Source organism: Synechococcus sp. MIT S9504, from assembly GCF_047497135.1.
Taxonomy (GTDB): domain Bacteria; phylum Cyanobacteriota; class Cyanobacteriia; order PCC-6307; family Cyanobiaceae; genus Synechococcus_C.
In genome coordinates this window covers 3,059,211-3,079,061 of the sequence record NZ_CP138942.1, presented here as the reverse complement: position 1 = coordinate 3,079,061, position 19,851 = coordinate 3,059,211, and the positions used below count along the sequence as shown (strand labels likewise).

General features: G+C 58.9%; 22 protein-coding genes. 12 read left to right on the top strand and 10 right to left on the bottom strand.

Annotated features, from left to right (window positions below; all coding sequences use genetic code 11):
- Positions 1-18: 18 nt before the first annotated feature.
- Together fabD and SIB58_RS16400 are read left to right on the top strand one after the other, a co-directional pair.
- Positions 19-915 carry an ACP S-malonyltransferase gene (gene fabD / locus SIB58_RS16405; RefSeq protein WP_066909007.1) on the top strand — a complete coding sequence of 299 codons (897 nt, stop codon included), beginning with the start codon at positions 19-21 and terminating at the stop codon, positions 913-915.
- Positions 916-917: 2 nt separating this feature from the next.
- Entirely contained in the window at positions 918-1,580 is a 663-nt protein-coding gene (locus SIB58_RS16400) for a lysophospholipid acyltransferase family protein (protein ID WP_066909308.1), read from the top strand.
- Here the strand turns inward: SIB58_RS16400 and SIB58_RS16395 are convergent.
- From SIB58_RS16395 to SIB58_RS16385, 3 genes are read right to left on the bottom strand one after another with little or no spacing between them, the layout of a single operon-like run.
- Positions 1,574-2,161 (bottom strand): YdcF family protein, encoded by a 588-nt coding sequence (locus SIB58_RS16395; protein ID WP_066909010.1) that lies wholly within the window; start codon positions 2,159-2,161, stop codon positions 1,574-1,576. The two genes, SIB58_RS16400 and SIB58_RS16395, sit on opposite strands and share 7 nt — an antisense overlap.
- Positions 2,161-2,778: a tRNA (adenosine(37)-N6)-threonylcarbamoyltransferase complex dimerization subunit type 1 TsaB gene (gene tsaB / locus SIB58_RS16390; protein ID WP_066909013.1), complete on the bottom strand. Its 618-nt coding sequence runs from the start codon at positions 2,776-2,778 to the stop codon at positions 2,161-2,163. The genes SIB58_RS16395 and tsaB overlap by 1 nt, the downstream gene beginning before the upstream one ends.
- A complete protein-coding gene (locus SIB58_RS16385) occupies positions 2,775-3,026 on the bottom strand; it encodes a Ycf34 family protein (RefSeq protein ID WP_066909016.1) in 252 nt (83 codons plus the stop codon). Before SIB58_RS16385 ends, tsaB begins: the two co-directional genes overlap by 4 nt.
- Here SIB58_RS16385 and SIB58_RS16380 point away from each other — a divergent pair.
- Together SIB58_RS16380 and SIB58_RS16375 are read left to right on the top strand one after the other, a co-directional pair.
- Complete coding sequence (locus SIB58_RS16380) at positions 3,025-4,302, top strand: tRNA nucleotidyltransferase (RefSeq protein ID WP_066909019.1); 1,278 nt, start codon at positions 3,025-3,027, stop codon at positions 4,300-4,302. The two genes, SIB58_RS16385 and SIB58_RS16380, sit on opposite strands and share 2 nt — an antisense overlap.
- A 64-nt stretch (positions 4,303-4,366) precedes the next feature.
- On the top strand, positions 4,367-4,801 hold the full coding sequence (locus SIB58_RS16375) for an RNA recognition motif domain-containing protein (protein WP_066909311.1): 435 nt from the start codon (positions 4,367-4,369) through the stop codon (positions 4,799-4,801).
- 53 nt (positions 4,802-4,854) lie between these two features.
- Here SIB58_RS16375 and SIB58_RS16370 read toward each other — a convergent pair whose 3' ends face one another.
- Positions 4,855-5,763 carry a phytoene synthase gene (locus SIB58_RS16370; protein WP_066909022.1) on the bottom strand — a complete coding sequence of 303 codons (909 nt, stop codon included), beginning with the start codon at positions 5,761-5,763 and terminating at the stop codon, positions 4,855-4,857.
- A gap of 3 nt (positions 5,764-5,766) precedes the next feature.
- Entirely contained in the window at positions 5,767-7,185 is a 1,419-nt protein-coding gene (gene pds / locus SIB58_RS16365) for a 15-cis-phytoene desaturase (RefSeq protein ID WP_066909025.1), read from the bottom strand.
- 108 nt (positions 7,186-7,293) lie between these two features.
- On the opposite strand from pds, the gene ndhM reads away from it, so the two are divergent.
- Both ndhM and SIB58_RS16355 read left to right on the top strand, forming a co-directional pair.
- Positions 7,294-7,641: an NAD(P)H-quinone oxidoreductase subunit M gene (gene ndhM, locus SIB58_RS16360; RefSeq protein WP_066909028.1), complete on the top strand. Its 348-nt coding sequence runs from the start codon at positions 7,294-7,296 to the stop codon at positions 7,639-7,641.
- Complete coding sequence (locus SIB58_RS16355) at positions 7,638-8,270, top strand: DUF3172 domain-containing protein (protein ID WP_066909030.1); 633 nt, start codon at positions 7,638-7,640, stop codon at positions 8,268-8,270. Before ndhM ends, SIB58_RS16355 begins: the two co-directional genes overlap by 4 nt.
- Here the strand turns inward: SIB58_RS16355 and SIB58_RS16350 are convergent.
- On the bottom strand, positions 8,261-9,265 hold the full coding sequence (locus SIB58_RS16350; protein ID WP_066909033.1) for a LysR family transcriptional regulator: 1,005 nt from the start codon (positions 9,263-9,265) through the stop codon (positions 8,261-8,263). The genes SIB58_RS16355 and SIB58_RS16350 overlap by 10 nt on opposite strands.
- 133 nt (positions 9,266-9,398) lie before the next feature.
- On the opposite strand from SIB58_RS16350, the gene SIB58_RS16345 reads away from it, so the two are divergent.
- The 5 genes from SIB58_RS16345 (at position 9,399) to SIB58_RS16325 (ending at position 16,574) form a co-directional block, all read left to right on the top strand.
- The gene (locus SIB58_RS16345; protein WP_066909314.1) at positions 9,399-10,100 is read left to right on the top strand and encodes an NnrU family protein; all 702 of its coding nucleotides are present in this window, start codon (positions 9,399-9,401) and stop codon (positions 10,098-10,100) included.
- 34 nt (positions 10,101-10,134) lie between these two features.
- Positions 10,135-12,147 carry an NAD(P)H-quinone oxidoreductase subunit 5 gene (locus tag SIB58_RS16340; RefSeq protein ID WP_067326209.1) on the top strand — a complete coding sequence of 671 codons (2,013 nt, stop codon included), beginning with the start codon at positions 10,135-10,137 and terminating at the stop codon, positions 12,145-12,147.
- Between the two features lie 535 nt (positions 12,148-12,682).
- Complete coding sequence (locus tag SIB58_RS16335) at positions 12,683-14,353, top strand: NAD(P)H-quinone oxidoreductase subunit 4 (RefSeq protein ID WP_066909045.1); 1,671 nt, start codon at positions 12,683-12,685, stop codon at positions 14,351-14,353.
- Between the two features lie 98 nt (positions 14,354-14,451).
- On the top strand, positions 14,452-15,351 hold the full coding sequence (locus SIB58_RS16330; protein WP_066909048.1) for a segregation/condensation protein A: 900 nt from the start codon (positions 14,452-14,454) through the stop codon (positions 15,349-15,351).
- Between the two features lie 44 nt (positions 15,352-15,395).
- On the top strand, positions 15,396-16,574 hold the full coding sequence (locus SIB58_RS16325) for a nucleotidyltransferase family protein (RefSeq protein WP_066909051.1): 1,179 nt from the start codon (positions 15,396-15,398) through the stop codon (positions 16,572-16,574).
- Here the strand turns inward: SIB58_RS16325 and SIB58_RS16320 are convergent.
- Complete coding sequence (locus SIB58_RS16320) at positions 16,555-17,448, bottom strand: methylenetetrahydrofolate reductase (RefSeq protein WP_066909054.1); 894 nt, start codon at positions 17,446-17,448, stop codon at positions 16,555-16,557. The two genes, SIB58_RS16325 and SIB58_RS16320, sit on opposite strands and share 20 nt — an antisense overlap.
- Positions 17,449-17,540: 92 nt before the next feature.
- Between SIB58_RS16320 and SIB58_RS16315 the strand changes: the two genes are divergently transcribed.
- Positions 17,541-17,819, top strand: coding sequence for a helix-turn-helix domain-containing protein (locus tag SIB58_RS16315; RefSeq protein WP_066909057.1), 279 nt, complete (start codon positions 17,541-17,543; stop codon positions 17,817-17,819).
- A gap of 216 nt (positions 17,820-18,035) precedes the next feature.
- Here SIB58_RS16315 and SIB58_RS16310 read toward each other — a convergent pair whose 3' ends face one another.
- From SIB58_RS16310 to nuoK, 3 genes are read right to left on the bottom strand one after another with little or no spacing between them, the layout of a single operon-like run.
- Positions 18,036-18,542, bottom strand: a complete 507-nt coding sequence (locus SIB58_RS16310) for a CYTH domain-containing protein (protein ID WP_066909060.1) — start codon at positions 18,540-18,542, stop codon at positions 18,036-18,038.
- A 10-nt stretch (positions 18,543-18,552) separates the two neighbouring features.
- Complete coding sequence (locus SIB58_RS16305; RefSeq protein ID WP_066909063.1) at positions 18,553-19,494, bottom strand: NAD(+) kinase; 942 nt, start codon at positions 19,492-19,494, stop codon at positions 18,553-18,555.
- Between the two features lie 16 nt (positions 19,495-19,510).
- On the bottom strand, positions 19,511-19,843 hold the full coding sequence (gene nuoK, locus SIB58_RS16300) for an NADH-quinone oxidoreductase subunit NuoK (RefSeq protein ID WP_066909066.1): 333 nt from the start codon (positions 19,841-19,843) through the stop codon (positions 19,511-19,513).
- Positions 19,844-19,851: the final 8 nt, after the last annotated feature.

Genomic DNA, 19,851 nt, shown 5'->3' with positions numbered 1-19,851 from the left:
ACCGTTGCGCCACTGTGAATGTCGATCGCCTGGGTGTTCCCCGGACAGGGATCTCAGAAAAACGGCATGGCCGAGCCCGTCCTCAGCTTGCCTGGCGCGGAGGAACGCTTCGCTCTGGCTTCGAACCTGCTCGGCAGGGACCTTCTCTCGATCTGCAGAGGTGAGGGTGCAGAGACGAGCGGCCTCTCCAACCTGAACGACACCCGGAACACGCAGCCGGCCCTGTTTGCAGTGGAATCGCTGATTGTCGATGAGTTGTTGCGTCAGGGCAGGCAACCCGAACTGGTGGCCGGGCACAGCCTTGGCGAACTGGTGGCTCTCTATGCGGCTGGTGTATTTGATGCAGCGACGGGCCTGGAGCTCATGCAACGCCGATCAGAGCTCATGGCCAGCGCAGGGGGAGGAGCGATGACGGCAGTGATCGGTTTCGATCGCAGCCAACTGGAAACCCTTGTGAATGCCACTGAGGGGGTGGTGATTGCCAATGACAACAGCGATGCCCAGGTGGTGCTGTCAGGACGTCCAGAGGCCGTGAACGAGCTGAGCGAAGCACTGACCTGCAAGCGGGCCATTCCCCTTGCCGTCTCAGGTGCCTTCCATTCCCCCTTCATGGCGAAGGCGGCAGAGGCCTTCGCCTCCCATCTAGACGGGGTGGCTTTCGAAGACGCACGTTTCCCGGTCTTCAGCAACACCGACCCCACCCCCAGCCGCGATGCCGTTGAGCTGAAGCAACGACTGCGTCGCCAGATGACCACTGGCGTGCGCTGGCGAGAAACGATGGCGGCAATGACCTCTTCCGGTGTGGACACCATGGTTGAAATCGGTCCTGGAAATGTGCTCAGCGGTCTGGCCAAACGTGCGATGAAAGGGGTCACCACCTCTCAGCTGGCGAGCGCTGGCGACCTGGGTCTGTGAATGTGAGCAGCAACCTTGCAACCAATGCCAGCGGCCTGCAGCCACTGAAGACGCCGCGTCCAAGCCTCACTTACAGGCTGGTCAGTGGCCTGCTGGTGTTTCCGGTGTTCAGGATGCTGTTCCGAGGAAGTACCCGCGGCAACATCAACGTGCCGATGGAAGGCCCACTTGTTGTTGTGGCCAACCATGGGTCCCATCTCGATCCACCCTTGCTCGGCCATGCCCTTGGGCGACCGGTGTCGTTCATGGCCAAAGCCGAGCTGTTCCGCATCCCTGTCCTGGGCCTTGTGATCCGGGCCTGCGGCGCCTATCCGGTGAAGCGTGGTGCGAGCGATCGTGAAGCGATCCGGACCGCCACGGCAAGACTCAATGAAGGCTGGGCCATCGGCGTCTTTCTCGATGGAACCCGACAGTCTGACGGGCGCGTGAACCAACCCATGCCGGGCGCAGCGCTTCTGGCGGCGAGATCAGGAGCCCCACTGCTGCCAGTCGCCATTCTCAACAGCCACAGAGCCCTTGGCATGGGTCGCAATCTGCCGCGACTGGTGAAGCTTGAAATGCGAATTGGCGAACCCGTTCCCGCACCAAGCAGCAGACGCAAGCCAGACCTGGAAGCAGCCACACGCGAACTCCAGAGACGCATCAACGCCCTGCTTGATTATTGAGCGCTGAACAGCTGAGGCCAGTTCCTGCGAGCCCAGGGCTTCAAATCCCGACCAGTGATCACCCAGGCAGCAGCACGCAATCCATCTCCAAAACGCTTGCCCAGGCTTTCATCACGGCATTTGGGCTGACAGCTGACTGGAACGCCCGTGAGCCGGATTCCACGGCTGCCGGCAACAATGCCGCCGACAGCCATTGCCCGGGGCAGATGGTCTTCGCTTGTGACCAAGAGCAGATGATGCACCCCGTCTCGCTCAAGTTCATCCACCAATGACGTGAAGTTCCCAAGCGTGTCCTCAGCCCTGTAATCCAGTCGAACCCTGTCCTGCGTGAGACCTGCATCACGCACCAGGGACTGGGCGTATTCAGGATTGGTTCCCCCGCTCACGACCAGAGGCAGGTTCATGCGACGGGCGAGATGCAGACCCATGCGCTCTCGATCAGCATCGCCTCCGAGAACGAGAATGCGCTGGGGCTGATGATTGGTGAGAGCAGCTTCCACGTAGGGGCGCAGGGGACCCCCCACAGCGGCTCCGGCCACAACCGCAGCACAGAGAAGCAGCAGGCGACCACCCAACGCCATCAGACTGGCCCCACAGGCGAGGTGGGATAGATCGGGAGGACCGAATCCCATGGGCCTGGGAGATCGCGCTGATGACACTCATGACAACAGCGCAACAGCTGCAGCACATCCGCAGGCACATCCACGGCCATCGCAACAGCTGGTGCAGGCTGATCGCCATCGCTGAGCAAGCGAGGGGATTCCAGTTCCTCCACCTCTGTGTTCGCAATCCTGTAGCGGCCGGCGACCTTCCCTCTGCGGGGAAGGGTCTGCACAATTGAGAACGGCGCGTCCCGCTGCGGCTTCGGCAGCTGTTCGCGCAGCCTGGGAGCCATCAAGGCGAAGCTGCTCACTCCATGCAGGGGCGCACCTAACTGCTGAGCCAGCGTGCGGGCCAGCACAACGGTGAGACGGGTTCCCGTGAATCCGCCTGGTCCCGTGGCCACGGCAAGCCTGCTGATGTCTGCCCACTGATCAGCGGGAAGGAGCTGCTGAAGCGAGATCACCAGCTCATTGGTGAGAGCTCGTCCAAGCGAACGACAGATCACGCGGGCTTCCTGCATAGGGGCTTCTGCGCCCACCAGTGCGATCCCAAGAGTTTCTGTGGAGCTGTGCAGAGCGAGCAGCCAGCCGCTCATGTAGGAACCTCCTCACCGGGCCGGAGTCGACTCCAACGACCTCGATCCAGTTGAAATGATCCACAGCCGCGCACATCCCATTCCACACCAACCTGCCCGGCCGGCAGGTCCATCACGCTGATGTGGATTCGAGGATCAGCAGGCTTCAGATCAGGTGTCTCGGCGAGATGAGGAGCTCCATGCTGTCGCTCCACAGCGTGATAGGCCTGACAGCGGTCCACCCAGCGGCAGTCCACACAGATGCACATGCCCCCCCGCTCCGGTTCGACACCCATTCTGACGGGAGATCGGGACAAGCTGGCTGAAATCATCTGGCAGCGTTTGAAACCGAACAGCTGGCCGGTGCGGCCAACAGAGCTCCCGAAAGGATCAGTGCTGGTGGGAGGAGCGGTGCGTGATGCCCTCCTGGACAGGCTTTCTGATGCCCCTGACCTGGACCTGGTGGTGCCTGACAACGCTCTGAGGAGCACACGACAGCTCGCCCAGAAGCTTGGAGGTGCCTGCGTTGTGCTCGATGAACAACGGGACATGGCCCGCCTGGTGCTGGGGGGATGGACGATCGATCTAGCCCGACAGGAGGGAGAGACGCTGGACGACGATCTGAACCGTCGTGATTACAGGCTGAATGCCATTGCCCTGAGCTTCGACGGATCTCCAAGGCTGCTGGATCCCACTGGTGGCCTTGAGGATCTGCAGGAGGCCAGGATCGTCGCAGTCCGTGAAGCCAACCTTCGGGAGGATCCCCTTCGCTTGTTGAGAGGCCTCCGCCTGATTGCGGAGCTGAACATGCACCTGGATGATCCAACCTTGGAAATGCTCAAGCGCAACCGTGCCCTGCTTGCCCGTGCCGCGCCGGAACGGATACAGGCCGAACTGGTGCGCCTTGTCGCAGCACCTGCCGCAGACCGCGCCATGGCGACCATCCAGGGGCTGGGGATGCTAGAGCCCTGGACCAAGCAAGACGCGGCAGCTGGGAACGAAGGGCCTGTCAGGGGTGCGCAGACAAGCGAACTGCTGACAGACATGGAACGCAGGCAAGCCCTGCCGCTGGCAAGGCTCACCCAGCTGCTGCCGGATGTCGGACTGAAAGAGCTCCGCTTCAGTCGCCGGGAGTTACGACGTTGTGAACGTCTGCGTTACTGGATCAAGCGTTCAACATCCAGCGAAGGACGTCCTTGCCCCGAGGAACTGACTGAGCAAGAACGACTGCGGCTGCACATGGATCTTGAACAGGATCTGCCTGCGCTCATCCTGACCTGGCCTGCAGGACTCCAGCAGCAGTGGCTTGAGCGCTGGAGAGATCTCCAGGACAGCCTCTTCCATCCACGCCCTCCACTGAATGGCACAAGCCTTCAGGAAGCCCTCAAGATCTCGCCAGGACCAACCTTGGGCGCCCTCCTTCGACACTTGAGCCTTGAGCGTGCGTATGGTCGTGTTTCGACTCGCGAGCAGGCGCTGAACGCAGCCCGATCCTGGTTGTCCCACCAAGCGGTTCAGACAGACCCGGATGGGTCCTGTGATTAACTGCCCTTGCAGTGACGACAACGATCGGCCTGACACGCAGTCTTCCGTTTCCCTTCCCCGTTTCATGAGCGTGCGTCTTTACATCGGCAACTTGCCGCAGAATTTTGAGAGCAAAGAGCTTGAGGCTCAGCTCACCAGCGTTGGGGAGGGAGTTCGCTTCAAAGCAGTTCTCGACCGCGAAACCGGAGCCTGCCGGGGGTTCGGTTTCGCCAACGTCGATGACGAAAAAGTCGCTGATGCCGTGATTGAGCAGTTCAACGGCAAGGATTTCGGAGGAAATGCACTCCGTGTCGAGCGCTCGGAGCGACGAGACAGCAATGCCGGCGGCGGCGGTGGCCGACGCGGACAGGCCGGCGGTCACGCACCGGGCTCAGCGCGCAAAGCTGTCAACAAGGTTGTTCACAGCGATGCCAAAGCTGAAGAAGCCCCCGATCCTCGTTGGGCTGGTGAACTGTCAAAGCTCAAGGATTTGCTTGCCGATCAGAAAACGGCTGTTTGAAACACTTTCCCGACCGGTCATCTGAGATGACCGGTTTTTTTGTTCATCACGCTCTAGCGAGACTGAGCGAGGACAAAGGAGCGAGGAAGATCAAGCAGCTTGTTGAGCTTTCCCACATAGGCACGCTTATTGAAGACGTCGTAGTCGTGGCGCTCAATCACATCGAGAATTCCCCTGTAGAGGCGCAGAGAGGTCCAGACAGGCCATCGGGCATCACGGGACAACCAACGCACCCCGGCCTCGGAGCGATCAAACCACTCACGGGCGCGACGCAGTTGAAACGCCATCAGATCCTTCCAGGCCTGATTCATACGACCTGCCATCAGATCATCTTCGCTGTAGCCGAAGTGCTCGAGATCCTCTAAAGGCAGATAGATCCGACCACGACCGCGATCCTCTCCGACATCACGGAGGATGTTGGTGAGCTGATTGGCGATTCCCAAGGCAACGGCGGCATCTGAAGTGTCTGGCCGATCACTCCAAGGAGCAGAGCTGTAGGCCTGATCCAAACCCATGACCCCCTGAGTCATGAGGCCAACTGTTCCTGCAACCCTGTAGCAGTACAACCTGAGATCATCGAAACGGGGATAGCGAGTCCAGGTGAGGTCCATCCGCTGGCCCTCGATCATGTCGAGATAGGGCTGAATGCTCTGGGGGAACCTCTCGAGCGTGTCGACCATCACCGCATCGAGCTCATCGTTGACATACCCCTTGAACAGATCGCGGGTTTTCAACTCCCAGCGATTCAGACGATCAGCCAGCTCCTCGACAGGACGAGCCTGAGCCTCCGGACTATCCATCAGCTCATCCGTGCGCCTGCACCAGACATAGATCGCCCAGATGGCCCGACGCTTCTCATAGGGGAGCAGCAGCGTTCCGAGATAGAACGTTTTGGCCCACTCGGCGGTCTCCCGACGACAGGCCTCGAAGGCTGCGTCGAGGTCCGGAGCTGCGAGAGGCATGACTCAGGCCGAGACCGGCTCGCTGACAGGGGACGATGATGCCAGCTGATCGCTCTTGCGGTCCACCGCCCCTGCACAGAGTTTGCCGCTCAGAACCGCGCCTTCCATGGATGCGAGGTAGCGCTGCATGGTGTAATCACCTGCCAGGAAAAAGTTTCTGATTGGCGTGGTCTGATCAGGACGAAGCTGCTGGCATCCTGGCGTTGTCTTGTAAACCGACAGGGGTGTCTTCACCACCTTGTATTTACGCAGCGTGGCGGGGCTGTCTCCACCGAAGTGGGTGGGGAACAACTTGTGGAGTTCACCCATCGTGGCCTCGATGATTTCCTCGTCCGAGCGTCCGATCCAGTCTTTGGCGGGTGCAAACACGAGCTCCAACATTGACTTGTCAGGGTCCTCGTACTCCTTGCAGGTGATGCTCATGTCGGCGTAGACGCTGAGCAGCGGCGAACGACTGAACAACAGGTGATCAATATCGGTGAGCTTGCGATCGAACCAGAGATGCAGGTTGATCACAGGCACTCCGCGAAGGCCGTCGAGCTTCTTGAAGACGTCCATCTGCTTCCAGGGCAGCGGCAGCAGCAACTTGAAGGGGTCCACCGGTAGAGCACTCACGTAGGCATCAGCGGTGAGGTCGAAGCTCTCCTTGCCCTTGATGCCACCGATATGGAAGGCAGCGACAGAGCCATCGTCATTGAGCTTGATTTCACGCAGCGGGCAATCGAGATGAACTTCACCACCGAGCGCTTCGATGTGCTTCACCATCGGCTGGCAGAGCCGCTCGGGCGGCGCACCATCAAGGAAAGCCATTTTGGAGCCGCTCTTCTCCTGCAGGAAGCGATTGAGAGCCGTAAGCACGACCGTGGCGGAGATCTCATCGGGATCAATGAAATTCAGCGCCTTGCTCATGGCGATGAACACTTCATCGTTCACCCGTTCGGGAATGTTGTGGACCCGCAGCCACTCGGTCCAGGAATATTTATCGCACTCTTCGACATACCCCTGCCCCCGGAGCATCGCTGGCACAAGGCCCAATCCGAAGCTGATTTTCTCGGGCCAACTCAGCATGTCGTTATTTCCCAGAATCGCGGCCACACCATTCACAGGGGCTGGCAGATCAGGAAAATCAAAGCGGCTGTAGGTGCCAGGTTCCTCCGGCTGGTTGAAGATCATCGAATGACTCTTCCACTGAAGCCGGTCTTCGATGTTCAGCTCCTTGAACATCTGAAGCATGTTCGGATAGGCCCCGAAGAAGATGTGAAGCCCGGTCTCGTACCAATCACCGTCCTCGTCCTTCCAGGCAGCGACCTTGCCACCAAGCACGTCGCGAGCTTCGACCACGACCGGGGTATGACCAGCATCGGCCAGATACTTGGCGCAGGAAAGACCTGCCAGTCCGGCCCCCGCGATGGCGACGCGCATGCTTCTGAACACAAGTTGAAAACAACCTTAAAAGGAGAGGTCTCCTCTCCGCTTCCTAAAGTCATTGGCAATACGCCTGCGCGATGTCCACATCGCTCCGCTTGATTCATGGCCGAGACCCTGCTGAAGAGCACCACCCGTCACGTGCGCCTGTTCACGGCACGGGTCGAGAATGGTGATCTGGTCGCCGACCCGAGTCAACTCACCCTCGACCTGGATCCCGACAACGAATTCGTCTGGACTGATCACACCATCGAGATTGTCCAGCAACGCTTCCGCGAGCTGGTTAAAAGCCATGACGGCCAAGCTCTGAATGACTACAACCTGCGTCGCATCGGCACAGAACTCGAAGGATGTATCCGGGAGCTGCTCCAGGCCGGAAAGTTGAGTTACAACCCCGACTGCCGCGTCCTCAACTATTCGATGGGTCTTCCCAGAACCCCTGAACTGCTGTGAGTCGTTCGCCCTACGACCGTTCCGGCTCCGGCTACGACCGGAGAAACGGTGAACGTCGCCGTGATCAGCCCCGCAGGGATGACCGTCGAGACGGTCGAGGCTATGGAGGGCCACCACCACCCCCAAAGACAGGTGGCAACGGCATGAGCTTGAACACAGCCACCATTGCGGTTCTGGCTGGAGTGTTGATTGTTGGGATCGGAATCGGTAGTGCCGTCACCAGCACCACTCAGGGCGACCAGGGCAACATCGCCAGCTCCCAGCAGCTCGACATGGCGGTTCCAGACCCGGAGTTCTGCAGACAGTGGGGGGCCAGTGCCTTTGTGATGGATATCGAGATGTACACGACGCTGAATCCGTCCAGCAGTTTTGTCACCCAGCCGACCCTGCAGCCTGGTTGCGTGATTCGAAGAGAGAACTGGGCGGTGCTACGCAAGGAAGGGGCCATTACTTCAGCTCAGGAGCGTGAATGCAAACAGCGCATGAACACTTTCGCCTACATCGGTTCAGTGCGGGACAAACCTGTTGTGCGCTGCGTCTATCAGACCGACATCACACAGAACAAGTTCCTGACCCGGGGCGTGGCGGATGACACCGTGGGAATCACTCCGGAAGCAGATCAATTCTGACCGCTTTCGACAGCGTCTTCGGAGCTGATCTCCTGAGGCAGGGCGCCGGTCCTTCCCTGGCGCAAGGGGCTGTCCGCACTGGCAAAGACCGGAAGCACGTCTCTGCGAAATGCTTCGGCTGCCCTTGAGCAGTAGCGGGATGGATTCGTGATCAACTTGAGCTGACGACGCACCTGAAGGTCCACAACGCCGGGGCGCAACAAAGTCCCGGCGGTAAGTTCCCGCTCGATCGAGACCACTGGCAGGAAAGCAGCACCCAGGCCAGCCTGGACCGCGTTCTTGATCGCTTCGAATGAATTCAGTTCCATCTCGATGCGCAGCCGCTGCACATCCAATCCGGAACGGCCCAACAACTGATCAACCATCTTGCGGGTGGTTGACTGCGCATCCAGGCTCACAAATCCGAGCCGGTAGAGGTCATCCTTGCTGAGCTCCACGAGACGCGCCAGAGGGTGCTTCACCGGCAGCACCAGAGCAAGCTCATCACTGGCATAGGGGACGACCTGCAGCAATTCATTCAATTCAGCTGGAAGTTCCCCTCCGATGATCGCCAGATCGATCTGTCCATTGGCGACACTCCAACCGGTGCGTCGAGTGCTGTGCACATGCAACTGCACAGCCACATCAGGGAATTTCTGACGAAACAAACCGATCATGCGAGGCATGAGATAAGTCCCGGTGGTCTGACTGGCACCGACCAGCAGAGAACCACCCTTGAGATCGTGAAGATCGTCCAGTGCCCTGCACGCCTCATGGCACTGGCTGAGAATTCGATCGCAGTAGCTGAGCAAAAGGTGGCCTGCTTCTGTGAGCTGTGCCTTGCGACCGCCACGGTCGAACAAGGCCACCTCCAGCTGCTTTTCCAGGTTCTGAATCTGCAGGCTCACCGCCGGCTGAGTGACGTAGAGGCTGTCGGCCGCCTTTTTGAAACTGCCCTCACTGACGATGGCCCGCAGGATGCGCAGCTGATCCAGGGTGAAGGGCAGATCGGCCATGAAAAGCTGCCCGGCGAACAGCGGAAGCCCGAAAACTGTAGGGGTACTCTCCCCTGCCGAACGCCAGAATCACGGCTCCCGCAGCATCTCGTTGGCTGACGCAACAGCAGGCATCCATCACAGCAGCCTGGTGATGCTGGGATTGCTGATTGTCTTCGCAGTGATCCACAGCGGTGGGGCAGCCTTGCGTACCCGGGCTGAGGCCAAGATCGGCGCGCGAGCCTGGCGGCTGATCTTTGCAGCCCTGAGCATCCCGTCAGCCGTGGTGGTGATCGCCTACTTCCTGGCCCACCGCTATGACGGCATCCGAATCTGGAATCTCCAGGGTGTGCCGGGGATGGTGCCTTCCATCTGGGTCGTGACGGCGATCAGTTTTCTGTTTCTCTATCCAGCCACTTACAACTTGCTGGAAATCCCGGCGGTGCTCAAGCCTCAGGTCCGCCTCTATGCCAGCGGCATTATTCGGATCAGCCGACATCCTCAGGCTATCGGTCAGATTCTCTGGTGTATGAGCCACGCCCTCTGGATCGGCAGCAGCTTCATGTTGGTCACCTGTACGGGCCTGATTGCGCATCATCTATTCGCCGTCTGGCATGGCGACCGACGACTGAAAGCCCGCTTCGGGGAAGCTTTCGACAGGCTTCAGGCCGAAACATCTGTGATGCCTTTCGCTGCTGTGATCGATGGCCGCCAGCAGCTGGTGTTGAGCGAACTTGTCCGACCGGCCCAGCTGGGCATCGCCATCGCCGTGGGGGTGTTCTGGTGGGCGCATCGCTACATCCCCAGAGGGGGCATGGCCTTTCTGCACTCGCGTCTCGGAGAACTGTTGAGCTGAGCTGCCTACACTCGTCACAAGCTGTTTTGTCTGGATGCCCTCGGCTGCCGACTCCGCCTGGTTGATTCCAGTGCTGCCCCTGTTCGGGGCCCTGATCACCGGTCTTGGTCTGATCAGCTTCAACCGCACCATCAACCGATTGCGAAAACCGGTGGCTCTGCTGCTGATCAGCTGCATCGGTGCTGCCGCGGTGATCAGTTATGCGGTGCTGTTGGAGCAAATCGGAGGCGCACCACCGGTTGAACACCTGTTCGTGTGGGCCAGCGCTGGTGATTTCATTCTGCCGATGGGTTATGTGATCGACCCGCTGGCCGCAGTGATGCTGGCGCTGGTCACCACAGTGGCCCTGCTGGTGATGATCTATTCACACGGCTACATGGCGCACGACAAGAGTTACGTGCGCTTCTTCACCTACCTCGCCATCTTCAGCAGTTCGATGCTGGGGTTGGTGGTGAGCCCCAACCTGCTCGAGATCTACGTGTTCTGGGAGTTGGTGGGTATGTCGTCCTATCTGCTGGTGGGCTTCTGGTACGACCGTGATGGTGCCGCGCATGCGGCTCAGAAAGCATTTGTGGTCAACCGGGTTGGTGACTTCGGCCTCTTGCTCGGCATCCTCGGTCTGTTCTGGGCAACAGGCAGTTTTGACTTCCAGGGAATTGCTGATGGTCTCTCAACGGGTGTGAGCAGCGGCATCGTGCCTGGCTGGGCAGCACTGCTCCTCTGTCTGTTTGTTTTTATGGGCCCGATGGCGAAATCGGCCCAGTTTCCTCTGCACGTGTGGCTACCGGATGCGATGGAAGGGCCCACACCCATCTCTGCACTGATCCATGCAGCCACCATGGTGGCTGCAGGCGTGTTCCTAGTGGCACGTCTGGAACCGCTCTACAGCCAGTTCCCGAGCGTTGGAGTGTTCATCGCCGTGACCGGCACGATCACCTGCTTTCTGGGGGCCTCGATCGCCCTCACCCAGATGGACCTGAAAAAAGGACTGGCCTACAGCACCGTTTCCCAGCTGGGTTACATGATGCTGGCCATGGGCTGTGGAGCCCCTGTGGCCGGCATGTTCCACCTGGTGACCCATGCCTTCTTCAAGGCGATGCTCTTCCTGGGATCAGGATCCGTGATTCACTCCATGGAGGATGTGGTGGGCCATGAACCTGTGCTCGCCCAGGACATGCGACTGATGGGCGGTCTGCGCAAAAAAATGCCGATCACAGCCATCACTTTTCTGATCGGCTGCATCGCGATCAGTGGCATCCCGCCGCTGGCAGGTTTCTGGAGCAAAGACGAGATTCTTGGCCAGGCCTTCGGCACATTCCCTCTGCTCTGGGTAGTGGGCTTTCTCACCGCTGGCATGACCGCCTTCTATATGTTTCGCCTTTACTTCCTCACCTTCGAGGGAGAGTTTCGTGGCAACGACGAAGCCATGCAGGCCAATCTCATGGCTGCCGCGGGCAAAGCGGTGGATGAGGAGCATGCCCACCATGCGGGCAGCCTGCATGAATCCCCTTGGCCGATGACCCTGCCACTGGTGGTGCTCGCCGTCCCATCCGTCTTGATCGGTCTGCTCGGAACCCCCTGGAACAGCCGCTTCGCCGGACTGCTCGACACCGAAGAAGCCCTTGAGATGGCGGAGCACTTCAGCTGGGGAGAATTCCTGCCTCTGGCAGGAGCCTCCGTTGCCATCTCCTTGATTGGAATCAGTGTGGCTGTGCTCGCTTATGCCCTACGCCGAATCGACCTGGGTGAGCTGGTGGCAGCTCGTTTCCCAGCCGTTAATGCCTTCCTGGCCAACAAGTGGTATCTGGATGACATCAACGACAAGCTGTTCGTCCGCGGCAGCCGCAAGATTGCTCGAGAGGTGCTGGAAGTCGACGCCAAGGTGGTTGACGGTGTCGTGAACCTCACCGGTCTGCTCACGCTGGGCAGCGGTGAAGGTCTCAAATACTTCGAAACCGGCCGCGCTCAGTTCTATGCCCTGATCGTGTTCGGCGGTGTTATCGGACTGGTGGTTCTCTTTGGTGTGCTTGGTGGCCCAATCAGCTGAAGCGCTCAGCATGAACAAGCCTCAACGGGTTGGTCGCGCTCGAAGTGCCGGTTCTGTGTGAGAAGCCTTCGCCTTGGAATCGTTCCAGCAACTGCTGGTTACTTCTGCTGCCCAGGGCCTTTTGGCTGATGTTGTTGATGATCCAACTGAACTCCATATTGCCGGTGTTTCTGATCTGAGGTCTGCGGATCTCTATTGATTGTTCGACCACTTCAAGCTGCTTCAATGAGGAAGCTTTTTTGTTGCTGGACCGAGTCGTTCTTTGCTTCTGAAAACAACGACCTGGTCCCACTGAATCCTCAAAAGCGATCTGGATCGACCACTGAGGACTTGAAGATGAATGCAGCGAACATGTCATCAACCCCACAAGTTGTGGTTGCAGAAAGAGTCAATTTTTTCCTGTTGTTCAGGGTTCTGGAGAGGGCTGATCAGCAGATCAGCACATCAATCCGGGTTATGTGTGTCAACGCCTATCGACTCAGTGCCAGCACAGCCAGGATTTCTACACTCCGAACAGTGGTGAAAGGCCTTTTCGTTGCTGGAGTTTGCCGTCAGTGCTCCCTTTGACCCTGCAGCTGATATCGCAGCAGGAATCATTCCAGCTCAGTTTCCTTGGCTGAGTCTTTCCATCCTGTTCCCGATCGTGGGCGCGTTGATCGTCCCCTTCATCCCTGATCAGGGAGAAGGTCGACAGGTCCGCTGGTTCGCTCTTGGCATCGCCCTGATCACCTTTCTGATCACTGTGGCTGCTTATCTGAGCGGTTATGACCCCAGCTTCAGCGGCCTGCAGCTCTCCGAACGTGTCAGCTGGCTGCCGAATCTGGGACTCACCTGGGCCGTTGGCGCAGATGGATTGTCCATGCCTCTCATCCTGCTCACCAGCTTCATCACCGCTCTGGCGGTGCTGGCCGCCTGGCCGGTCACCTTCAAACCCAAGCTGTTCTTCTTTCTGATTCTGGCCATGGATGGTGGCCAGATCGCGGTCTTCGCAGTCCAGGACATGCTGCTGTTTTTCCTGGCCTGGGAGCTGGAACTGCTGCCTGTTTATCTATTACTGGCCATCTGGGGCGGCAAGAGGCGTCAGTACGCCGCCACAAAATTCATTCTCTACACAGCAGGCAGTTCGTTGTTCATCCTGCTCGCGGCTCTGGCCATGGGCTTCATGGGAGGCGGCACCCCAAACTTCGAATACACCGTGCTGGCACAGAAAGGATTCAGCACAGGATTTCAGCTGCTCTGTTATGCCGGTCTGCTGATCGCCTTCGGAGTCAAACTACCGATCGTTCCGCTGCACACCTGGCTACCTGATGCTCACGGGGAAGCGACAGCACCAGTGCACATGCTGCTGGCGGGAATCCTGCTGAAAATGGGCGGCTATGCCCTGATGCGCTTCAACGCAGAAATGCTGCCTGAAGCGCATGCCCAGTTCGCACCGCTGCTGGTGGTTCTGGGTGTGGTCAACATCATTTATGCAGCACTCACATCCTTCGCTCAGCGCAACCTCAAACGCAAAATTGCCTACAGCTCCATCAGCCATATGGGTTTTGTGCTGATTGGCATCGGCAGCTTCAGCGCTCTGGGAACGAGCGGCGCCATGCTGCAGATGATCAGCCATGGCCTGATCGGCGCCAGCCTGTTTTTCCTTGTGGGTGCCACGTATGACCGTACCCACACCCTGCAGCTCGATGAGATGGGTGGCGTGGGCCAGAAGATGCGGGTCATGTTTGCGCTTTGGACCGTCTGCTGCCTGGCATCGCTCGCACTCCCAGGCATGAGTGGATTTGTCAGTGAATTGATGGTGTTCACAGGCTTCGCCACCGACGAGGCCTACACGCTCAGCTTCAGGATCGTGATCGACGGACTAGCCGCGATCGGTGTCATCCTGACGCCGATCTATCTGCTCTCCATGCTGAGGGAAATTTTCTTCGGCAAGGAGAACGCCCAGCTCACCACCAACACCAACCTGGTGGATGCGGAGCCCCGTGAGATCTACATCATTGGCTGCCTGCTGGTGCCAATCATCGGCATCGGTCTCTACCCGCGTCTGATGACTGACAGTTACCGCACAGCGATCGAAGCACTGGTTGACCGAGATGTTGCAGCCATGGAGGTGATCAGCCGACCGACTGCACCGCTGATTCGCAGTGGCACTCTGGCGCCAGCCATGCTCAAGGCGCCTCAGCTGATTTCCCACAACGGATCCTGATTCTTGACGCGGCCAGGAAGCTGAGGAGCTGAGGCCGCTAGGGGCTGGCCCGATCAATCCATCACCGGTATTTTTCCTGAAGACGGCCACAGGCTGAGATGGATGCCGGGCTGAGTCAGAGAGCTGATGCCGGGGCCAGGCTCGCCATTCGTCTCCTTCAGGATGCTGCTCAGCAGGGTGATCTAGATCCATGGGATGTGGATGTCATCGCTGTGGTCGACGGCTTTCTGGATCAGCTGAAACAACGGATCGAAGTTCCTCGCCAGGTGGAGGAAGCCTTGAAGCGACGTGGCGGAAGCTATGAACGTGACCTGGCCGACAGCAGTGAGGCCTTCCTGGCAGCGTCGGTGCTGGTGGGCCTGAAGGCGGAAGTGCTTGAAGCCAGCACGTTTCCGCCACAACCAGACGTGGAGGAGATGTTTGAAGCGGATTTTGCTGACCAGGGCTGGCTTGATCCAAGCTTCGACATTCCTCGCCACCCCGAGCGGCACCTGCAACGCCGCCCGGTGGCTCCACCACCGCTGCGGCGCCCGGTGACGCTTGGGGAACTGATTGAACAACTGGAATCGATTGCGGAACAGCTCGAATCAGACGAACTGGAAATGCGCCGGCGTCAGCGTCAGAAGCGCTACTCCAATAAGGAAGCGATCGCTCAAGTGGCGGCTCTTGCTCACCGGGAGAAACTGCCTGAAACCACAGCTGCCATGGGTGTCTTTCTGAACAGCTGGGAGGCCGCCCTGCAATGGGTCAATTTCGAACACCTGGTGACACAGTGGCATGACGTTGCCGACGACGACCTGGACAAGGACCGCGTGGGCGTCTTCTGGGCGCTCCTGTTCCTGTCCTCACAAGGCCAGGTCGAGCTGGAGCAGATGGACTCCCTGCATGGTCCGATCCGACTCAAACGCCTGCTCGCTCCAGGCACTATGGCCCAAATGCCTCTGGCCAGCGTTGACGTGCCAGCTGTCATGCCGGCCGAGGGGGCCGTAGCCGCCTAACCACACCCTTATGTTGGCTTATCCGTTGTAAGCCTGTAACGCCGATGAAGGCGATGATCCTGGCCGCGGGCAAAGGAACAAGGGTTCAGCCGATCACGCATGTGATCCCTAAACCGATGATTCCGATCCTGCAGAAGCCGGTGATGGAGTTCCTGCTGGAACTGCTCAAGGAGCATGGTTTCACAGAGGTGATGGTCAATGTGTCCCACCTGGCCGAGGAGATCGAGAACTACTTCCGGGACGGCCAGCGATTTGGCGTTGAAATCGCTTACAGCTTCGAAGGCCGCATCGAAGATGGCGAACTGATCGGAGACGCTCTGGGCTCCGCTGGAGGCCTCAAGAAAATCCAGGATTTCCAGACGTTCTTCGATGACACCTTCGTGGTGTTGTGTGGCGATGCGCTGATCGACCTTGATCTCAGCGAAGCGGTGAGACGACACCGGGAGAAGGGTGCTCTCGCCAGCCTGATCACCAAGCGTGTGCCGAAGGAACAGGTCAGCAGCTACGGCGTTGTCGTGAGCGATGCAGAAGGACGCATTCAGGCTTTCCAGGAAAAGCCGAAAGTGGACGAAGCCCTCAGCGACACCATCAACACAGGCATCTACCTGTTCGAACCAGAGATTTTTGAACACATCCCTTCGGGTGAGTCCTTCGATATCGGCTCGGATCTCTTCCCAAAGCTGGTTGAGGTCGGTGCACCGTTCTATGCCTTGCCCATGGAGTTCGAATGGGTCGACATCGGCAAGGTTCCCGATTACTGGCGGGCGATCCGCAGTGTGCTTCAGGGTGACGTTCGCCAGGTTGGCATTCCTGGCAAAGAGGTTCGTCCCGGGGTCTACACCGGTCTGAATGTGGCGGCCAACTGGGAGCGGATCGACGTTCAGGGGCCCGTCTATGTCGGTGGCATGACCAAGATCGAAGACGGCGCAACGCTGATTGGTCCCACGATGATCGGGCCCAGCTGCCACATCTGCGAAGGTGCCACGATCGATAATTCGATCATCTTCGACTACTCACGCATTGGCGCAGGCGTCCAGCTCGTTGAAAAGCTGGTGTTCGGCCGCTACTGCGTCGGCAAAAATGGCGACCATTTCGATCTTCAGGAAGCTGCTCTCGACTGGTTGATTACCGATGCCAGGCGCCAGGATCTGGTTGAACCCTCTCCTCAGCAGAAAGCGATGGCCGAACTGCTCGGGACTGATCTCACGACTGCTGCGAGCTGAGCCCAGCGCGTTCCAGCACCTCAGGAATCCGCTCTTCCGCTCTCACGGCCATCACGTGAACGCCATGAGCAATCCCGGCAAATTGACGGACCTGCTCAGCCGCGATGGCGATGCCCTCGGCCGCAGGATCTGTGGCGGCATCCAGTCGCGCGATCAGGCTGTCTGGAATGTTGGCTCCAGGGACCTTCTGATTGATGAAGCTGGCATTCCTGGCCGATTTGAGCAGAAACACCCCTGCCAGAACAGGCATCTCCATCGGAGCAGCCATCTCACGGCAGAAACGCTCCAGCACCTGCGGATCCATCACCATCTGGGTCTGAACAAAACGAGCACCTGCTTCGCGTTTACGCTCCAGCCTGCGCTTGAGCCCCGACCAGCTTGCACAGTGCGGATCAGCGGCAGCTCCAGCAAACAAGGCTGTGGGGCCGTCGGGCAGGCTCTCCTTGACAGGGTCCTCACCCCGGTTGAAAGCGCTCACCTGCTGCAGCAGCCGCACCGACTCCAGTTCATGCACCGGGCGAACGGCAGGTTGATCACCAGCCTTCACTGAATCGCCCGTGAGACAAAGCAAATTTCGGATGCCGAGCGCATGGGCACCGAGTAGATCCGCCTGAATCCCGATGCGATTGCGATCACGCCCAGCCATCTGCAGCACAGGTTCAAGGCCAACGTCCAAAAGCAAGCGGCACACAGCAAGACTGCTCATGCGCATCACAGCCCGGCTGCCGTCAGTGACATTGATGGCCTGAACCCAGTCGCGCAGGAGATTGGCCATGGCGAGGGTATGACTGGGATCTCCCCCTCGTGGCGGCATCACCTCAGCCGTGACGGTGACGGCACCAGCCTCAAGACTGCGCTGCAGCGCTGAACCCAAACCCTTCAAATGCTTCTGATGGACACTATGGAAGATCGCCGGTCAGGAATGAATGCCTAGGATGGGGGCTGGAAGAATCGTCGGTGTCCAGCATGGTGAATGGCGATGGACATGGGTCCTCGAACATCTCACTCTCGACCCGGGAGGTTGAAATCATCGAACTGGTGGCAGAGGGACTGACCAACCAGGAGATTGCAGAGCGGCTCACCATCAGCAAACGAACGGTCGACAATCACGTCAGCAACGTGTTCACCAAAACTGGCTCCAAGAACAGAGTCGCCCTGCTCAATTGGGCCATGGATCACGGAAAAATCTGCCGCGACGGCTTCAACTGTTGCCTGCTCCCGGAATCATCCGTTGACGCGTCCTGACCGCCAGCGGCAGAGGCACAGGCAGATCCATCAGGGAGCACCTAGCCAGAGAAAGATCGAACAGCTCGGCATACGCGACACAGGCCTCCCGGTCCAGTCCGATGAACCGCAGAATTCCGTCGTGGTCGTAAAGGCCGTGCACGAGTCACTTCACCATTCCCAATCCAAATCTAAAGGAAAACCAAAGACTCTTTCAAGAGTCGTGGGGTGATTGTTTTAAGTCAGCTCCAGACCATGGCGTTGTCTCATCTCCAGAGACCAGCTTGAAATCGGCTGATAAGCCAGTGCTGCATTGCTCCACAGGCCCTCGCCAGTGACCTCCTGACCACACCACTCGGGTGGGTCAAAGAGATCTGAGGCGTCACTGAGCTCCACCTCCGCCAACACAAGCGGTGCATTACCTCCTTCAAAGCAATCCACCACCCAGTCGCCACCGGGCAGTGACAAGGCAAAACGGGTCTTGATCAACCGATGGGGCGCAAGCGTCCAGAGGGCTTCGGAATCGGTAGACGGCAGTTCGTATTCGAATTCATGGCGAGCGATTCCCTCCGCCGGTGCCTTGAGCGTGAGCCAGGCTTTTCCATCCGCCCGAAGCCGCACCCGCACGGTGAAACCTTCCTCACTCGAAGCCAGGTAACCCTGCCTGAGGTGCTGTGGCTCTTCGGCATGGGCACGCCACCCGGACCCTGTCACCAGGAAACGGCGTTCGATTTCAAGGGGCATCGCTGAGCTGTCAGTTAGGCGAGGGCATGGTGTCCACCAGGCTTCCAGCCCAGTGCAACTTGCGTGAAAGGGTGCGGTAATAGGAAGGCGATTGCTCCAGCTGAACCATCAGCGCATGGTGAGGAGCCCTTTGAATCACGCAGCATTCACCAGGACACAGCACCGGCCCACTGGCGCCGTCCTTCCAGAGCTTCACCGGTCGGTATCCATCTCCAAGGGGCCAGATCACCAATCTCGATCTGGGTGGAAGCACCACCGGACGGCTGGAAAGACTCATCGGACAGATGGGGCTCACGATGATGGCGTCGATTCCTGGGTGAAGGATGGGTCCTCCTGCCGCCATGGCATAGCCGGTTGAACCGGTTGGTGTCGCCAGGATCAGACCATCACCCCGCACCTGATCGACCACTTCCCCATCAATCTCAAGTTCCAGGGTGCAGGTGGGCGCAAGATCTTCCTGACAGGGACGCAGATACAGATCATTCAGAGCCCAATGACGCTCAGTTTCATCCTCGGCCTGGCCTCCTTCTCCAGACACGGAACAGTGGAGGTCATCCGCGCGATTCACGACAGCCTCCAGCATCATGCGGCGCTCCATCGCGAAATGATCATCCTGCAGGCGACGCCACAAACCATCACGCCGAATCAGCCCAGGTTCATGGGTGAGGAAGCCGAGATGACCGCCAACGTTGAAACAGAGAATCGGCACGTCGTATACAGCCAGATGCCTTGCAGCACCAAGAACTGTGCCATCGCCTCCAAGCACCACCGCCAGATCAGGGAGTTCCGGCTCCGACGCGAGAAGACCTGGGAAGGGGTCGGCAGTAAGACCGCTCATGGCAACGGACACTGTCACGCCTAGAGACTCCAGCGTCTTGGCGCAAGACTTGGCCTCTTTCAGAGCCAGAGGGCTTTCAGCCCTGTAGATCAACCAGACCCGTTGCAGACGCATGATGAGGGCGCCGGCCCTACCAGCGCAGAAGATTGAAGCGTTCCATGTCCACTGTGACGCGATTGCGATAGAGCGACAAAAGAATGGCCAAACCGACTGCAGCTTCAGCAGCCGCCACGGTGATCACAAACACTGAAAAAATCTGACCACGGATCAACTGGCCATCCACATAGGAGGAGAACGCCATCAGGTTGATGTTCACACCATTGAGCATCAGCTCGATGCTCATCAGCACCCTGACAGCATTGCGGCTGTTGATCAGCCCCCAGACGCCAGTGCAAAAAAGCACTGCCGCGACAAGCAGATAAGCCTCAAGAGGAACGGAACCGGACAGCAGCTCGGAGAGCATGAGAAGAA

Coding starts and splice junctions, on each gene's coding strand:
- SIB58_RS16310 (WP_066909060.1), bottom strand. CDS start 18,542: ATGCCCCTTGAAATCGAACGCCGTTTCCTGGTGACAGGGTCCGGGTGG.
- SIB58_RS16345 (WP_066909314.1), top strand. CDS start 9,399: ATGCTGGGATTGCTGATTGTCTTCGCAGTGATCCACAGCGGTGGGGCA.
- SIB58_RS16315 (WP_066909057.1), top strand. CDS start 17,541: ATGGTGAATGGCGATGGACATGGGTCCTCGAACATCTCACTCTCGACC.
- SIB58_RS16340 (WP_067326209.1), top strand. CDS start 10,135: ATGCCCTCGGCTGCCGACTCCGCCTGGTTGATTCCAGTGCTGCCCCTG.
- SIB58_RS16385 (WP_066909016.1), bottom strand. CDS start 3,026: ATGTGCATCTGTGTGGACTGCCGCTGGGTGGACCGCTGTCAGGCCTAT.
- SIB58_RS16330 (WP_066909048.1), top strand. CDS start 14,452: ATGGATGCCGGGCTGAGTCAGAGAGCTGATGCCGGGGCCAGGCTCGCC.
- SIB58_RS16305 (WP_066909063.1), bottom strand. CDS start 19,494: ATGCGTCTGCAACGGGTCTGGTTGATCTACAGGGCTGAAAGCCCTCTG.
- tsaB (WP_066909013.1), bottom strand. CDS start 2,778: ATGAGCGGCTGGCTGCTCGCTCTGCACAGCTCCACAGAAACTCTTGGG.
- pds (WP_066909025.1), bottom strand. CDS start 7,185: ATGCGCGTCGCCATCGCGGGGGCCGGACTGGCAGGTCTTTCCTGCGCC.
- ndhM (WP_066909028.1), top strand. CDS start 7,294: ATGGCCGAGACCCTGCTGAAGAGCACCACCCGTCACGTGCGCCTGTTC.
- SIB58_RS16395 (WP_066909010.1), bottom strand. CDS start 2,161: ATGGCGTTGGGTGGTCGCCTGCTGCTTCTCTGTGCTGCGGTTGTGGCC.
- SIB58_RS16350 (WP_066909033.1), bottom strand. CDS start 9,265: ATGGCCGATCTGCCCTTCACCCTGGATCAGCTGCGCATCCTGCGGGCC.
- SIB58_RS16380 (WP_066909019.1), top strand. CDS start 3,025: ATGCCCCCCCGCTCCGGTTCGACACCCATTCTGACGGGAGATCGGGAC.
- fabD (WP_066909007.1), top strand. CDS start 19: ATGTCGATCGCCTGGGTGTTCCCCGGACAGGGATCTCAGAAAAACGGC.
- SIB58_RS16375 (WP_066909311.1), top strand. CDS start 4,367: ATGAGCGTGCGTCTTTACATCGGCAACTTGCCGCAGAATTTTGAGAGC.
- SIB58_RS16370 (WP_066909022.1), bottom strand. CDS start 5,763: ATGCCTCTCGCAGCTCCGGACCTCGACGCAGCCTTCGAGGCCTGTCGT.
- SIB58_RS16325 (WP_066909051.1), top strand. CDS start 15,396: ATGAAGGCGATGATCCTGGCCGCGGGCAAAGGAACAAGGGTTCAGCCG.
- nuoK (WP_066909066.1), bottom strand. CDS start 19,843: ATGCTCTCCGAGCTGCTGTCCGGTTCCGTTCCTCTTGAGGCTTATCTG.